The sequence below is a fragment of the Streptococcus sp. E17BB genome (assembly GCF_041807725.1).
Classification (GTDB): domain Bacteria; phylum Bacillota; class Bacilli; order Lactobacillales; family Streptococcaceae; genus Streptococcus; species Streptococcus entericus.
This window is the reverse complement of record NZ_JBGTZC010000004.1, coordinates 1-16,311: the sequence shown is the minus strand read 5'-3', so window position 1 is coordinate 16,311 and position 16,311 is coordinate 1. Positions and strand designations below refer to the sequence as shown.

At 45.6% G+C, this 16,311-nt stretch carries 13 protein-coding genes and 3 pseudogenes; 15 read left to right on the top strand and 1 reads right to left on the bottom strand.

Features of this window, described 5'->3' with window-relative positions; translation table 11 throughout:
• Positions 1-7: 7 nt before the first annotated feature.
• Positions 8-3,184 carry a carbamoyl-phosphate synthase large subunit gene (gene carB, locus ACERC7_RS01550; RefSeq protein WP_373665942.1) on the top strand — a complete coding sequence of 1,059 codons (3,177 nt, stop codon included), beginning with the start codon at positions 8-10 and terminating at the stop codon, positions 3,182-3,184.
• Positions 3,185-3,247: 63 nt separating this feature from the next.
• Here carB and ACERC7_RS01545 read toward each other — a convergent pair whose 3' ends face one another.
• A complete protein-coding gene (locus ACERC7_RS01545; RefSeq protein ID WP_373658238.1) occupies positions 3,248-3,721 on the bottom strand; it encodes an LURP-one-related/scramblase family protein in 474 nt (157 codons plus the stop codon).
• 240 nt (positions 3,722-3,961) lie between these two features.
• Here ACERC7_RS01545 and ACERC7_RS01540 point away from each other — a divergent pair, with 240 nt between their 5' ends.
• The 14 genes and pseudogenes from ACERC7_RS01540 to ACERC7_RS01475 all read left to right on the top strand — a co-directional run.
• Entirely contained in the window at positions 3,962-5,494 is a 1,533-nt protein-coding gene (locus ACERC7_RS01540) for a zinc ABC transporter substrate-binding protein AdcA (RefSeq protein ID WP_373660050.1), read from the top strand.
• A 250-nt stretch (positions 5,495-5,744) separates the two neighbouring features.
• The gene (locus ACERC7_RS01535; RefSeq protein WP_373658241.1) at positions 5,745-5,915 is read left to right on the top strand and encodes a hypothetical protein; all 171 of its coding nucleotides are present in this window, start codon (positions 5,745-5,747) and stop codon (positions 5,913-5,915) included.
• 24 nt (positions 5,916-5,939) lie between these two features.
• Complete coding sequence (locus ACERC7_RS01530; RefSeq protein ID WP_373665941.1) at positions 5,940-6,671, top strand: LPXTG cell wall anchor domain-containing protein; 732 nt, start codon at positions 5,940-5,942, stop codon at positions 6,669-6,671.
• A 197-nt stretch (positions 6,672-6,868) separates the two neighbouring features.
• On the top strand, positions 6,869-7,498 hold the full coding sequence (gene upp, locus ACERC7_RS01525) for a uracil phosphoribosyltransferase (RefSeq protein ID WP_373658243.1): 630 nt from the start codon (positions 6,869-6,871) through the stop codon (positions 7,496-7,498).
• Positions 7,499-7,675: 177 nt separating this feature from the next.
• The gene (locus ACERC7_RS01520; RefSeq protein WP_018369150.1) at positions 7,676-8,266 is read left to right on the top strand and encodes an ATP-dependent Clp protease proteolytic subunit; all 591 of its coding nucleotides are present in this window, start codon (positions 7,676-7,678) and stop codon (positions 8,264-8,266) included.
• A gap of 457 nt (positions 8,267-8,723) precedes the next feature.
• Entirely contained in the window at positions 8,724-9,632 is a 909-nt protein-coding gene (locus ACERC7_RS01515) for a PhoH family protein (RefSeq protein WP_373658249.1), read from the top strand.
• A gap of 305 nt (positions 9,633-9,937) precedes the next feature.
• Positions 9,938-11,667, top strand: a pseudogene (locus ACERC7_RS01510) (ABC transporter ATP-binding protein).
• Positions 11,667-13,400 (top strand): ABC transporter ATP-binding protein, encoded by a 1,734-nt coding sequence (locus tag ACERC7_RS01505; protein WP_373665940.1) that lies wholly within the window; start codon positions 11,667-11,669, stop codon positions 13,398-13,400. The pseudogene ACERC7_RS01510 and the gene ACERC7_RS01505 overlap by 1 nt, the downstream one beginning before the upstream one ends.
• Positions 13,401-13,408: 8 nt before the next feature.
• Positions 13,409-14,356 (top strand): ribosome small subunit-dependent GTPase A, encoded by a 948-nt coding sequence (gene rsgA, locus ACERC7_RS01500; RefSeq protein ID WP_373665939.1) that lies wholly within the window; start codon positions 13,409-13,411, stop codon positions 14,354-14,356.
• Positions 14,357-14,469: 113 nt separating this feature from the next.
• Positions 14,470-14,964 carry an rRNA maturation RNase YbeY gene (ybeY, locus tag ACERC7_RS01495; protein WP_373665938.1) on the top strand — a complete coding sequence of 165 codons (495 nt, stop codon included), beginning with the start codon at positions 14,470-14,472 and terminating at the stop codon, positions 14,962-14,964.
• A complete protein-coding gene (locus tag ACERC7_RS01490) occupies positions 14,945-15,388 on the top strand; it encodes a diacylglycerol kinase family protein (RefSeq protein ID WP_373665937.1) in 444 nt (147 codons plus the stop codon). The genes ybeY and ACERC7_RS01490 overlap by 20 nt, the downstream gene beginning before the upstream one ends.
• A 12-nt stretch (positions 15,389-15,400) precedes the next feature.
• Positions 15,401-15,550 (top strand): annotated as a pseudogene (locus tag ACERC7_RS01485) (DNA mismatch repair protein MutT); the annotation flags it as partial.
• 215 nt (positions 15,551-15,765) lie between these two features.
• Positions 15,766-15,945, top strand: coding sequence for a hypothetical protein (locus ACERC7_RS01480; protein ID WP_043026295.1), 180 nt, complete (start codon positions 15,766-15,768; stop codon positions 15,943-15,945).
• Positions 15,932-16,186, top strand: a pseudogene (locus ACERC7_RS01475) (replication initiator protein A); the annotation flags it as partial. The gene ACERC7_RS01480 and the pseudogene ACERC7_RS01475, both read left to right, overlap by 14 nt.
• Positions 16,187-16,311 lie beyond the last annotated feature (125 nt).

Here is a 16,311-nt window from a genome sequence, read left to right as displayed (position 1 = left end):
GGACAATATGCCAAAACGTACAGACATTAAGAAAATCATGGTAATCGGCTCTGGCCCAATCGTGATTGGCCAGGCAGCCGAGTTTGACTATGCTGGAACTCAGGCCTGTTTAGCACTCAAGGAAGAAGGTTATGAAGTTGTCCTTGTTAATTCCAACCCAGCCACCATCATGACTGACCGAGAAATTGCGGACAAGGTTTATATCGAACCAATTACCCTAGAATTTGTTTCTCGCATCTTGCGCAAAGAGCGACCAGATGCTTTGCTGCCGACACTTGGTGGTCAGACTGGGCTCAATATGGCCATGTTGTTATCCAAAGAAGGCATTTTAGATGAGTTGGGAGTTGAACTCTTGGGGACTAAGCTATCTGCCATTGACCAGGCAGAGGATCGTGATCTCTTTAAGCAGTTGATGGAAACTTTGGGTGAGCCAATTCCAGAGTCTACTATTGTCACAACTGTTGATGAGGCCCTTGAGTTTGCTGAGCGTATCGGTTATCCGCTCATTGTTCGCCCTGCTTTTACGCTTGGTGGTACTGGGGGTGGACTTTGTGCCAATGAAGCAGAGCTACGAGAAATTGCAGAAAACGGCCTTAAACTCTCACCAGTCACCCAGTGCTTGGTGGAGCGTTCCATCGCAGGTTACAAGGAAATTGAATACGAAGTGATGCGTGACTCAGCAGACAACGCCTTGGTGGTCTGCAACATGGAAAACGTTGATCCAGTAGGTATTCACACCGGAGACTCGATTGTGGTGGCGCCGACGCAGACCCTGTCTGCCATCGAGTGCCAGTTGATGCGAGATGCTAGTCTCAAGATTATCAGAGCCTTAAAAATTGAGGGCGGTTGTAATGTTCAGTTAGCGCTTGATCCGCATAGTTTTAAGTATTATGTTATTGAGGTTAACCCTCGCGTATCTCGCTCGTCTGCCTTAGCCTCTAAGGCAACAGGTTTTCCGATTGCTAAGTTAGCCGCTAAAATAGCAGTTGGTCTGACCCTCGATGAGATGAAAAATCCAGTCACAGGGTCAACCTATGCCATGTTTGAACCGAGCATTGATTATGTGGTGACCAAACTGCCCCGTTTTCCATTTGACAAGTTTGAGTCTGGAGATCGCCAGTTAGGTACTCAGATGAAAGCAACTGGGGAGGTAATGGCCATTGGTCGTAACATCGAGGAGAGCTTGCTCAAAGCCATCAGATCTCTAGAAATCGGAGCCCACCACAATGAACTGCCAGAACTCCGTCAAGTATCAGATGATGAGATTGTGAAGCGACTGAGCAAGGCACAAGATGACCGCCTCTTTTACCTGTCTGAAGCTATTCGTCGAGAGTGTGAACTGGATATGCTTTACGACTTAACAGGGATTGATCGCTTCTTCCTCACGAAATTGGTTAACATTTATCAGTTGGAGCTTGCTTTAGCCAGTCAACCTAATGAGCTACAGCTCTTGAAACTGGCCAAGCAACATGGTTTTTCCGATCGCAAGATTGCAGAGCTGTGGCAGGTGGATAGCTCTGCTATTCGCCAGAAACGTCTGGAAAACGGCATCACGCCGGTCTATAAGATGGTGGATACTTGCGCGGGTGAGTATGCTTCTGAGACGCCGTATTTTTACTCTACTTACGGTCTTGAGAATGAGTCTGTGGCTTCTGGTCGACCATCTGTGCTGGTGTTAGGGTCTGGTCCTATCCGTATCGGGCAAGGGGTAGAGTTTGACTATGCGACGGTGCATTCGGTCAAGGCCATTCAGACGGCAGGTTATGAGGCGATTATCATGAACTCTAACCCAGAAACGGTTTCGACCGATTTTTCAGTGTCAGATAAGCTCTACTTTGAACCGTTGACTTTGGAAGATGTGCTTCATGTCATTGACCTTGAGCAACCGATTGGGGTCGTGGTGCAATTTGGTGGACAGACGGCAATCAATCTAGCTGAACCTCTTGCCCAGGCAGGTGTTAAGATTTTGGGGACACAGGTGGCGGATCTCGACAGGGCAGAAGACCGTGATCTTTTTGAGCAGACCCTGCGAGAGCTTGACATCCCGCAACCACCAGGACAAACTGCTGTTGATGAAGAAGGTGCGGTGCAAGCTGCCGCTCGTATCGGTTATCCGGTGCTTGTCCGCCCATCGTATGTTCTCGGTGGTCGTGCCATGGAAATTGTCGACAAGGAGGCTGATCTTCGCAACTATATGCGGACGGCAGTTAAAGCCAGCCCAGACCACCCCGTCCTAATTGATTCCTACATCATTGGTCAAGAGTGCGAAGTTGATGCCATTTCGGATGGTCAGACAGTTTTGATACCAGGTATTATGGAACACATTGAGCGGGCAGGAGTTCACTCTGGGGATTCGATGGCTGCCTACCCGCCGCAGACTCTGACAGAGGCGGTTCAAGACACCATTGTGGATTACACCAAGCGTTTGGCTATTGGGCTCAACTGTATTGGTATGATGAATATTCAATTTGTCATCAAAGATGAGCAAGTCTATGTGATTGAGGTTAACCCGCGTGCCAGCCGGACAGTGCCATTTCTCTCTAAAGTTACAGGGATTCCAATGGCACAGGTCGCGACCCAACTGATCTTAGACAAAACACTAGATGAGCTTGGCTACGTTGATGGTCTCTACCCAGAAAGTCCGCAGGTTCATATCAAAGCTCCTGTCTTCTCCTTTACCAAGTTAGCCAAGGTTGATAGCTTGCTTGGTCCTGAAATGAAATCTACAGGCGAGGTGATGGGGACAGACCGTACGCTTGAAAAAGCGCTGTATAAAGCCTTTGAAGCCAGCTATCTTCATCTGCCAAGTCATGGCAACATTATTTTTACCATTGCTGATGAGAGCAAGGGGGAGGCTTTAGATCTCGCAAGACGTTTCCTAGCTATCGGTTATGGCTTAATCGCAACTGCAGGCACAGCGCGTTACCTGATTGAGCAAGGTTTGCCAGTTCAGACAGTCCCCAAAATCGGTGATGGAGGAGCTGATATTTTAAACTCGATTCGTCAGGGCAAGGTTCAAGCCGTGATTAACACTTCCGGTCTCGACCGAACAGCAGGGCAGGACGGGGCAAAAATCCGTCAGGCTGCTATTGAAAATGGAGTTCCGCTTTTCACCGCTTTAGATACGGCTAAAGCTATGCTGAAAGTGCTGGAGAGTAGAAGTTTTATGGTACAGACCCTTTAGACAAAAAGCGCCCTCAGTGAGAAACAGGACACTGAGGGCGTTTTGAGCGATAAGAAATCCACACTATTTCTGCATAAGAGCAGCATCGATAGCTGTTAAAACAGCAAGGATTGTGACAGGATCAACGGTTTGGTCAATAAGTTCAAAAGCATAAGCGCCTTCTTGCAGAAGACCTTGCCTATTGATGATTGCAATAACCTCACCGTTGTTGTTAAAGAGTTTGTACTCGCGTGATAGGAACTTTCCTTCCACAGACCAGTCTAGACCAGTAATGGTGAATTTTGGCTTTAAGGATAGGTTTTTCTTGGTGACGTTGGCAATTAATTGATCATCTCGTAGGATATTGTAACTGTAGTGGGTTAACGAGATTTTTTGCTTGAGCAGGGCTAATTCTTGGTCATCTGCATTAAAAATAGTCGTTTTTGCACCGAACATCAAGGTGTTCCCACGAATTTTATAGGCAAGTTTTCCAGCTTCATCAATGACATCAAAGGCCTGATAGACAAGCGAGCCGGCATAGTTAACGACAAATTTCATATAAAATCTCCTTATAAGATATCGTTTATAAAAGATTCAACCTCAGTTGTAATTGGGTGATTACTACCCCATCTTAAATAGGACAACTCTGATTGAATGCTAATTATCTCATAGAAATTATTAAAACGCAAATACTTTGATTATCAAACAATAACAGCAAATTTTGTGCTTGACAAATTTGGTCAAGATGATATAATTTACTGGTTGACCTTTAACTGGTTAAAATAAAAGGAGAAAGAGATGAAAAGAAAACTACTGGCAGTTGTTGGCTTACTAAGTCTTTCGACATTGGGCTTGGCAGCCTGCTCGGCTAACAATTCGTCCAAAACGGATGAGAAACTAGAGGTGGTTGCAAGTTTTTACCCCATTTATGAGTACACCAAAAACATCGTTGGTGATGAGGGCAATGTTGAACTCTTGATCAAGGCAGGAACTGAAGTACACGGTTTTGAGCCATCAACCAAGGACATCGCTAAAATCCAAGACGCTGATGCCTTTGTCTATGATGATGAGAACATGGAAACCTGGGTGCATGATGTCGAGGAAGCTGTTGACACGGATAAGGTGACCTTTGTCAAGGCGACTGGGGACATGATTTTAGCGCCTGGTGTCGCTGAAGAGGAGCATGACCACGCTGACCACGATCACGGTGAAGAGGGACACACCCATGAACTCGATCCCCACGTTTGGTTGGCACCGAGCTTGGCCATCAAACTGGTGGAAAATATCCGTGATGACCTCAAGGCAGAATTTCCAAAATCAGCAGGCGCTTTTGAAAAGAATGCTGCTGCTTACATCGCTAAGCTAGAAGAACTGGACAAGGAATATGATACTGCTCTGGCAAGCCCAAAACAAACCAGCTTCGTTGTCCAACACGCCGCCTTTGGCTACTTGGCACTGGAGTATGGCCTGACCCAAATCCCTATCGCTGGGGTATCGGCAGATAGCGAGCCATCAGCCAAACGCTTGGCTGAGCTAGCTGAATACGTTAAGGCTAACGGCGTCAAGTACATTTATTTTGAAGAAAATGCCTCCTCAAACGTTGCCAAAACTCTGGCAAATGAGGTTGGGGTGGAGACAGCTGTCCTCAACCCGCTGGAAAGTCTAACAGAGCAGGAGATGGCTAAGGGAGCTGATTATTTCTCTGTCATGCGAGACAACCTGAAAGCTCTGCTATTGACCACAGAAACAGCTGGCGATGCCATCAAGCCTGAAGAGGACAAGACCAAGACGGTTTATAAGGGGTACTTTGAGGACAAGGACATCACTGACCGCACATTAGCGGACTGGGATGGCGACTGGCAGTCGGTTTACCCTTATCTGGTCGATGGTACACTTGACCCTGTCTGGGACTACAAGGCTAAGACTGGCAAGACCATGATAGCTAGCGAGTATAAGGACTACTACACTGTTGGTTACAAGACCGATGTTGATAACATCATCATTGACGGCGACAAGAACACCATGACCTTTGTCCGTGGTGGCGAGAAGAAAACCTTTACCTACAAGTATGTCGGCTACGAAGTGTTGACTTATAAAAAAGGCAATCGTGGCGTGCGTTACCTCTTTACAACGGATGACGCTGATGCTGGTGAGTTCAAAAATATTCAGTTTAGCGACCACGCCATCGCACCGCAAGACTCTGAGCACTTCCACATCTACTGGGGGGCTGAGGATCACAAGGTCTTACTCGAGGAGCTGGACAACTGGCCAACCTATTACGAGACTGGCTTGACTGGTCGTGAGATTGCTCAGGAGATTGTGGCTCACTGATTGATGACAGATAACGGCTTTGGCCGTTTTTTGTCTGTCAAATAGCAGAGCAGAGTAAGCTGGAAAGATCTAAAGTTCCTGAGGAGTGCTTGAAAATTCGTGAAAATCACTGAAAAGACCTGCCTTCGGCAGGTTTTTGCTGTTTTTTGAACAAAAAACTTGACAAAATGCCTATATACTAGTATATAGAGCTTGACTTTTCAAGCCAAGCTCTTCTAAACAGCAACTATTTATAAAAAAGGAGGAGTTTATGAAAAAACTTCTAAAGTATGGCGTGACCAGCCTGACACTGGTAGCGCTTGGGGCAGTTGCAACAGCAACTGAGTTGCCTGTGATTGGTACGACGGTTGTGAGGGCTGAGGAAAATGTTGCTCAAATGAAAGTTATAGCATCATATGGTTACTCTGAAGATGGCGAGTGAGGGACACTTTTAAGTGAGACTTTTTTGCTGTCTCCAGGAGAGTCAGTTACAGTTGAAGCTAAGGAGTTCCCAGGATTTATATTTATTGATTTTAATAATAATGGGATATCTCGAAATGGTTTCACCTATACCTATGAAGACATTAAAAGGGATAATCTCTTAGGCTTCGCTTTGGCTGGATTTAGTTACTCCAAAGATAATCCTGCTTCAGAACCATCTAACAATGGTAATAACCAAGATAACCAGCCTGACAACCAAACTCCACCATCAGCTGGCAATAGTAACCAAGGTGAGGCTACCCCACCAGCTCCGCCAACTACCAACGATGGCACAAATACTGAAAACCCACCAATTAACAACGGTAGTGGGAACACGATTACACCACCAGCCACAGGCAATAACGGCACAACAAGCCCAACCCCAATCACCCCAGCCCCACAAGCACCAGACTTGTCGCCTGTACGTGCCCAGATTTTGGCGCAAATCGATCAGTTTAATCTTACTGACGAGCAAAAAGGCGACTTGGCAGTTCTCATCAGTTTTGCTGAAACGACTGAAGATTTGGATAAAGTCAAGGCTCAGTTTGCCAAACTGACCAAACCAGCTACATCAGCTACTGAAGCAACAAAAGCAAAAACAGAGAGCAAAAACACCTTACCACAAACAGGTGAGGCTAGCTCCCTTGCACTAACAGGTTTGGGTCTGGTAGCGACCTTGGCAAGCCTTGGCTTGGTTCATCGTCGTCAGATTAACTAGTCAAACATAAGACCGACAACTACAAAAGCTGTCGGTTTTTTGCTGGTTCAATCAGTAAAAATGAGTTAACGACGGTTATCCCAGAATGTCAAAAAAGAGCTCTGCTATTTTTCAAAAGAATGCATATCAGAGATGAAAAACGGGCGCAACTATGCTATAATAATTAAGATAACAAAATAGAAAAGGTGGTTTTCATCATGGAAAAATGTCAGGTTATTTCGCATCCGCTGATTCAGCACAAGTTGTCTATCCTGCGGCGGACAACAACATCAACCAAGGATTTTCGTGAGTTGGTTAATGAAATTGCCATGTTGATGGGTTACGAGGTATTGCGTGATTTGCCTCTTGAGGACGTTGAGATTGAAACCCCTATTACCAAGACTGTGCAGAAACAGTTGACTGGTAAAAAGTTGGCTATTGTGCCAATTTTGCGGGCAGGTATCGGCATGGTGGATGGTCTTCTGAGCCTTGTTCCTGCGGCTAAGGTTGGGCACATCGGCATGTACCGTGATGAGGAAACCTTGACACCTGTTGAGTATTTGGTTAAATTGCCAGAGGACATCGACCAGCGCCAGATTTTTGTGGTTGATCCGATGTTGGCGACTGGTGGCTCAGCCATCCTAGCGGTTGATTCTCTGAAAAAGCGTGGCGCAACCAATATCAAGTTTGTCTGCTTGGTTGCAGCGCCAGAAGGGGTCGAAGCCCTCACAGCAGCCCACCCAGATGTGCCAATTTTCACGGCAGCATTGGATGAAAAACTCAACGAAAACGGCTATATCGTTCCAGGTCTTGGTGATGCGGGTGACCGTTTATTTGGGACTAAGTAGGTCTTGACACCGACAGGTTCTTAAAGATAGTTTAGTCGATACTAGTCAACAGAAGGGAAGAGGGCGATAGCTAAATCACCTTCCTTTCTTTTTGCTAAAAATGATAAGTTTTTTATTTGACCATTTTTGACCAATCGCTTATAATAGACCTATACTGAAACAAGAAAAGGAGACATTATGATTCCAGTAGTTATTGAACAAACCAGCCGTGGGGAACGTTCCTACGATATTTATTCTCGCTTATTAAAAGATCGTGTCATTATGCTGACAGGACAAGTTGAGGATAATATGGCAAACTCTATCATTGCCCAGTTGTTATTTCTAGATGCTCAAGACCCAACCAAAGACATTTACCTCTATATCAATACCCCTGGGGGATCTGTTTCTGCAGGTCTTGCTATCGTGGATACCATGAACTTTATCAAAGCTGATGTGCAGACGATTGTGATGGGGATGGCAGCTAGCATGGGAACAGTTATCGCTTCAAGTGGAACTAAAGGGAAACGGTTCATGTTACCAAATGCCGAGTACATGATCCATCAGCCGATGGGAGGTACTGGTGGCGGTACTCAGCAGACCGATATGGCTATTGCTGCTGAGCACTTGCTCAAGACCCGTAAACGTTTAGAGCAAATCTTAGCTGATAATTCTGGTAAGACTGTTCGTCAGATTCATAAAGATGGCGAACGCGATTACTGGATGACAGCTGAGGAAACCTTGGCTTATGGGTTTATTGATGAAATCATGACGAATAATGATTTGAAATAAGAACTAAAAAATGAGGAAGCTAGGATAATAATCCTGGTTTTTTCATTTTATTAGCGCTAACGAGGCGAAAAGAGTGGTTTGGAGCAACTGTTATCGGCTTTGCTGATTTTAGAGTTGCCCATGCACGGGTCATTAGGCGCTTTCGTGCCAATGTCTAATTGTCAAGTGTCTCAAGGCGTATAATCTTTGAAAGCTGAACCGTGAACACCTTGATCCCTGACAAGCAGATGTCGTCAGCTGAGTAGTCCTACTTAACTTTTCAGAGAGGGGTAACGGCTAATCAATTTCTGTCGAATTGTCCCCCTCTATTTTTGAGAAATAATCAGTTAGTCTGCCTGAACAGCTCTGCTATTTCCCAAAAAAAACACAGCTTTTATGGTATAATAGACGAAAGAGAAAAAAGGAGAAAAACTTGGAAGATTTTTCATTGGACATTCGCTTAAAACACCCTGATGATATGCTAAGCTTGTTTGGCAGTAATGAGCGCTACCTCAAGCTAATAGAGCAAGAGCTTGGTGTTACTCTGCATGCTCGGACGGAAGTGGTGCAGGTGCTGGGCGAAGAGGCAGCGGTTGAGTTGGCGAGATTGGTCATCGAGGCTTTGCTGGTGTTAGTCGGACGAGGCATGGTCATCGCGACACCTGATGTTGTGATGGCGATCAGTATGGCACGCAGCGGTGAGATGAACAAATTTGTCGCTCTCTATGAAGAGGACATCATCAAAGACAGCTACGGTAAGCCAATTCGAGTTAAAACGCTGGGTCAGAAGGTCTATGTCGATAGTGTCAAGAGCCATGATATCGTCTTTGGGATTGGTCCAGCAGGGACAGGAAAGACTTTTTTGGCGGTGACCTTGGCGGTAACAGCCCTCAAGCGGGGACAGGTCAAGCGGATTATCCTGACCCGCCCTGCGGTTGAGGCTGGTGAGAGTCTGGGCTTTTTACCGGGTGACCTCAAGGAAAAGGTCGACCCGTATCTGCGCCCTGTTTATGACGCCCTTTACCAGATTTTGGGCAAGGAGCAGACCGCTCGCTTGATGGAGCGGGAGATTATCGAGATTGCCCCTCTAGCCTACATGCGGGGACGGACACTGGACGATGCCTTTGTCATTCTAGATGAGGCACAAAACACTACCATCATGCAGATGAAGATGTTCCTGACCCGTCTGGGCTTCAATTCTAAGATGATTGTCAATGGTGATATCAGTCAGATTGACCTGCCCAGCAAGGTCAAGTCAGGCTTGATAGATGCCACAGAAAAATTGCAGGGCATTGCTGCGATTGACTTTGTGCATTTTTCCGCTAAAGACGTGGTGCGGCATCCTGTGGTAGCAGAAATTATCCAAGCGTATGAGGCAGAAGCTTAAGAATAATAGCAGAGCGTTTTCGTGAGTTTTGGAAAAAATTAGTGGAAAAATAGCGAGTAGCGACAGCAGGTAATGACATAAAAGAAAAAATTCACGATTCCCTTGACAAGTCAAGAATCTATGTTATAATAAATACCATCAAAACAGGAAGGAGTATAGCCATGAACACAGTAATCATGATTAATGTTAGACGTATACATGGAACAAGCCTCCTTTCTGACAAGCAAGAATAGGTCTATTTTTGTAGACCGTTGACCTGGGTGGCTATGTCCATCTAGGTTTTTTGTGTTTTTAAGGAGGAAGAGATGTTTGGTTTGATTTGGAGTTATATGCGGCAACACAAGTGGCGCTATTTATGGATTGCGGTTTTGATTGTGGTCTATGATGTGACCTTGCTAGTACCGACAAAGGTGACGCAGCGATTGGTGGATGAGCTCTCTCAGAAAAGTCTAACCCAAGAAAGTTTGATGAATGACATTTCGTTTTTGGTACTTGTTACCTTCATTGGCTATGTTTCTTCTCATCTTTGGCATAAACAGTTGTTCCAAGGATTGGTGGATTTTAAGTTTGGCTTGCAGCAGCAGGCATTTACGAAGCTGGTTCGTATGCGAACACCTTTTTATGAAAAATTCCGATCAGGGGATATGTTGACCCGCTTTTCGACCGATGTGGAAGGGTTGATGGAATTAGTAGGCTATGGATTGATGATTGTGGTGTATGCTGGAGGAATGATTGCCTTTATTCTTCCTGCTATGCTGATTTTATCCTGGCAAGTTACGCTTGTCTCCATGTTGCCCCTGATTGTCATGATGGCTTTGATGTATGCGATTAGTCGCAAACAAGACCAGTTGATCGAAGACAACCGTGAGGCGGTTGCCCAGCTTAATAATGAGGTTTTGGAAGTCGTAGAAGGGGTTCAAGTAACCCGTGCCTATAGCAGAAAAGCAAAATACAGAGTGAGCAGTTCCGCAAACGGACTCATGAATTGGCAGAGACAGGTAATCGTATTGGAGACTGGCAGTCTCTCTACAATCCAGTTGTGGTAACGCTACCAGGAATATCGACGGTAGCGGTCTTGTGGTTGGGAGCTCACTTTTTACAAAAAGGAGCTATTAGCCTCGGTCAGGTGTTGGCCTTACAATTGTATATGGTGTCTTTGATTGAGCCTTTTTGGATGATAGCGGATTTGTTATTGGTCTATCAGACAGGGAAAACTTCTTTTGAAAAAATCCATGAACTGATTGAGACTGGTGACGACATGGAAGCAGATGGTCAGCTCGTGCTGACAAAACCGCAGACCTATGCTTTTGAAAACTATCAGTTTACTTATCCGCAGGCAGAGCGGTACAGTTTACTAGGCATCAACTGGGTCTTGCAGGCAGGTCAGACGGTTGGGATTGTCGGAAAAACGGGTTCAGGTAAGACAACCTTGGTCCGTCAGTTTTTACGCCAATACCCTCTTGGTCAAGGGGCATTCACCATTGACGGGCGGTCTGTCTTGGACTATCGGCGGCGTTCGATTGAGACCTTGATTGGCTATGTGCCGCAGGAGCATGTGCTCTTTTCTAAGTCGGTCAGAGACAATATTCTGCTGGGAAATCCTGCTGCGTCAGCCCAGGATCTGGCAGCAGCGATTGAGATGGCGGCCTTTACTGAGGATGTTGAACGGATGGCAGATGGTTTGGAGACCATGATTGGGGAGCGGGGCTTGTCCATTTCAGGTGGGCAAAAGCAGCGGATTTCCATCGCTCGTGCCCTGATTCGTCAGCCAGAACTGCTGATTTTGGACGACTCATTGTCTGCGGTCGATGCCAAGACCGAGCGGCTAATTATCCAGCGCTTGCAAGAGGAGCGTCAGGGTAAGACAAACCTCATCGTTGCCCACCGCTTATCTGCGGTTCACCATGCGGATTGAGTCTTGGTTTTAGATGACGGTCAAATCATCGAAGAGGGACGACCAGCAGACTTGCTGGCGGCAGGTGGCTGGTATGCTGACCAGTACAACCGCCAGCAAACACAGAAAGGAGGGCAATAATGACAGTTATTCTTACCTTAATCAAGGAAATCAAGCAGGTTAAGTGGCTCTTTTTCTGGGCAGTCGTGCTCTTTTTACTAGGAACGATGGCCAGTCAGTTAGCCCCCATGATGCTTCAGACAGCGATTGATGCTCATCTGCGTCCACTGACGGGACAAACTGTCTTTCAAGCGTCAGCTTTTCTTCAACTGATGAGTGGCTACTTGCTCCTCTTACTCATGGGAGCGGGATTAACTTACTGGGCGTCACGTTTGCTACGGAGGTCGGGCAATCAAATTGTTGCAGATTTGCGCAATCGCGCCTACGATGTGATGCAGAATTTGCCGATTGCTTACTTTTCAGACAAGCCAGCAGGGCAGTTGGCGACACGGATTGTCAACGACACAGAGACCTTGCGCAATGATTTCTACGGGATTTTGGTCAATCTCCTGACCAATTTCTTACGGGTGGTTTTAACCTATGGGATTGTTTTTTATTTGAATCTTGCTCTGGGAGCTATCTTGCTCTTGCCAGTCTTTTATCTGGTGCAGCTGCTTTACAAGAAGCTGACAGACCAGCCGACCAAGGACTTTTTTGAGGCCAGAAGTCAGGTCAATACTCAAGTCAACGAGACCATGAATGGGGCTAGTCTCTTGCAACTTTATGGTCAGGAGGAGGCAGTTCTAAGCGAGTTTGAAGCAGCTGCAGGTCATTTGTTGGATGCCGACAAGCGGATTATTTGGGGCCAGTCTATTTCATCTTGGCCTTTGACAGAATTTATTCGTAATCTGGTCGTGACAGTCATTTTGACCTTGGGGGGTTACCAATTTCTCTCTGGAAAGGTAGCCATTACCCCTGGACGGCTCTTTCTCTACCTCAACTACATGGTGGACTTGTTTGATTTGATGGGTGCGCTGGTGCGGCAATTTCCCAATATTCAGCGTTCTATCGAGACTGGTAAGCGAGTTCAAGAGTTGCTGGGTGAGGAGACCGAGATGGATGCGGCAGCAGAGCTGGTGATGACAGATGGTCGTGTGATCTTTGACCATGTTAGCTTTGCTTATGAAGAGGGGCAAGCGACCCTGTCAGACATCAACCTCGTCGCTGAGAAAGGGCAGACCATCGATCTGGTCGGACATACAGGTTCTGGTAAGTCTTCTCTGATGAACTTTCTCTACCGTTTTTATGAGCCAATTCAAGGACAGATTTTGGTGGATGGTCAAGCTATTGACCAGTTTTCACGAGAAAGCCTGAGGCGCTATATGGGCATTGTCTTGCAAGATCCTTACCTATTCACAGGCACCATTGCCAGCAATGTTGCCATGGATCAGGCGGATGTAGATGACGAGGCCATTATCGTAGCTCTGGAGAAAGTTGGAGCAGCTGATTTGTTAGCTAGACTAGACAAGGGCATCCATGAGCCTGTGGTGGAAAAGGGAGCAGCCTTCTCCAGCGGCGAGCGCCAGCTCATTGCCTTTGCTCGAACGCTCTTTTCCAATCCCAAGCTCTTAATCTTAGATGAAGCGACATCGCATATTGACACAGAGACGGAAGAGGTCATCCAGCTAGCCATGGAGGTGGTCAAAGAAGGTCGCACAACCTTTATCATCGCTCACCGCCTGTCCACCATTCAACACGCTGACCAGATTTTGGTCTTGGATAAGGGGCGTATCGTCGAGCGAGGCAGGCCTGAGGACTTGCTGGCTCAAGATGGAGTCTATGCCCACATGTATCAGATTCAACAGAACGTTTAGGTGATTTGATGGAAAACTATGGCTATGGTTTAAAACCGAGGTCAGACCAAAAACAAGACGGTAGACTAGTGTCTGAGACCAGGCAGAGCTATCAAATTGGTTTGGTCACAGGCGAGGTGATTACGGTCAAAAAACGTTATGGAGAGCCCAACTATGTGGTTGGCGATCTTGTTCAGTTAACTGAACAGAAGGGGCGATTGGTGATTGAACGCTTGTTGACGCGTGAACAGGTAGTCAAAAAAGCAGTTAATCATAGCCTGAAAGACTATCGTCAGTTAGAAGCCAGTCAGATTCTAGCTAGCAATGTGGATCAGCTCTTTATCCTGATTGCGCTTGACCAGAATTTCTCTCTATCTAAGCTAGAGCGATTTATCCTTGTCTTTCAGCAGGACGGACAAGAACTCCATGTTCTGCTGACTAAGAAGGATTTATGTTCGCAGGTGGATGACACATTAGCGCATTTATCCAGTCTCTATCCTCATATTCGCTTTACAGCTTTAAGCATCTTTGATGACCAATCCCTTGCTGTGGTTAAGCGTCAGCTCATTCCACAAAGCATAGGTTTGATGATTGGTGCTTCAGGGGCAGGAAAGTCCAGCCTCCTTAACCGTTTGCTGGGGCAGGATTTGGAGCGAACTGAGGCGGTGAAAAAGCGTGATGGCAAGGGCAAGCACACCACGACAGGGACGACCCTCCATGTTTTGGAGGAGCTGGATTACTGTTTGATTGATAGCCCTGGCTTTAAGGGGATTGACAGTCAAGAGGTGGTTTCAGCAGTCAGCCTTTTTGATGATATTGTGGCTTTGGCTGACAGCTGTAAGTTTTCGGACTGCCAGCACAAGACAGAACCTGGCTGTGCGGTTAAGGCAGCAGTTGTCAGTGGTGAGCTTTCTAAGGAAAAGTTGGATCGCTATCACTATCAGGCCGACAACATTAAACAGTTTACTGCAAGATGAGCGTAAAAAGGTGGCAGGCGATCTGCTGCCTTTTCTTTCTTGGGTTATCTTCTGCATTTTATAGGGAAGTATGTTATAATAAGGCAAAGTAAAGAAGAGAGGTGAGTTGTGTCATGTATATTGAACTCATTGATGAAACTGGACAGGTCTCTGAGGAGATATTGATCCAAACCAGAGAAATTTTAGAATTTGCGGCAGCTAAGTTGGGCAAGGTCGGCAAGGAAATGGCAGTGACCTTTGTGGACAATGCCCGCAGTCACGAGTTAAATGTGCTCTATCGCGGTGTAGACCGACCAACCGATGTGATTAGTTTAGAATATAAGCCAGAAATGCCCATTGTCTTTGATGATGAGTTAGCAGAAGATACTGATTTAATGGAGATGATGGCGGAATTTGATAGTTACATCGGTGAGTTATTTATCTCCATTGACAAGGCGGCAGAGCAGGCTCTAGCGTATGACCATTCCTACGAACGAGAGATGGGCTTTTTAACAGTGCATGGTTTTTTGCACATCAATGGCTATGACCATCAGACACCAGAAGAAGAAGCAGAAATGTTTGGCTTGCAAGAGGAGATATTGACAGCTTATGGACTTAAAAGAGACTGATGTAAAGGTTTATCAAAAATCTGACCCCATTGAGCCCAAAGCAGAGCGTCAAAAGTGGAAAAACAGCAATTTCATCAATAGTTTTGAATTTGCTTGGTCAGGCATAAAGACAAGTTTTGTGCAAGAGCGCAACATGAGAAAGCATGTACTATCAGCAGCTGTCGTTCTTCTTGCCGGTCTGTTTTTCAAGGTGTCTACGACTGAGTGGCTGATTTTGTTGCTTTGCATCTTTGGAGTGATTTGCATGGAAATTGTCAATTCAGCCATTGAAAACGTTGTTGACTTGGCGAGTGATTACCATTTTTCTATGCGAGCAAAAAATGCTAAGGACATGGCAGCGGGAGCGGTTTTGATGATGTCTTTTTTAGCTGTTATTGTTGGCTTCATCATCTTTTTGCCCAAGTTATGGGCTTTGTTCTCCTGAGAAAGGAGCATCATGACGCAAGATTATATTTCTTATATCCGCTCAAAAGTCGGACATGACAAGATTATGCTGACCTTTGCTGGTGGGATTTTGACCGACGAAGCAGGTAGGATTCTCTTGCAACGGCGGGGTGATTTTAACAGTTGGGGTCTTCCTGGGGGGGGGGATTGTGTCATAATAATGACAGGTGCTTAAAACGCTGTTAAATCGAGGATTTGAGCGTTCTACAATCTGTTCTTAAGGAGGATATTATCACATTTAGAAAATATAATTGCTTAGGCAAGAACAATTTAGAGTGTNCATTTAGAAAATATAATTGCTTAGGCAAGAACAATTTAGAGTGTTCTTGCCTTTTTTATTTTACAGGGAGGAAAATCGTGGAACTTGCAGAATCAACTCGCCTAGGTGTTGTTAGCTATCTCATGATTGTTATGGGAGTTACATCATCTAAAGCAACAGACATGTTGAAAGAATTAGAAACAAGTGGGCTGGTTAATATTGCTACAACTGGTCAACTAGCACTCAAAGTATTGGAGGACAATCATGAAACGCATTAGTGCAAATCAGTATCAAACATCAGAACGGTATTACAAGCTCCCAAAACTCTTATTTGAGAGTGAGCGATACAAGGACATGAAGTTTGAGGTTAAAGTCGCTTATGCCGTCTTAAAAGACCGTTTGGAACTGTCCCTAAGTTCAGGTTGGATTGATGAAGACGGTTCAATCTATCTCATCTATTCCAATTCTAGTTTAATGGAGCTTCTTGGGTGTTCTAAGTCCAAACTCCTGTCCATCAAAATGAATCGGTTACACTAAACTAGACAGAATTTATAAAGTGTTCTACACTAAAGAAAACAGGAGAACTCTATGTCTAGAAAAATCCGTCGTCAATTTAGTGATGACTTTAAGCAACAAATTGTTGA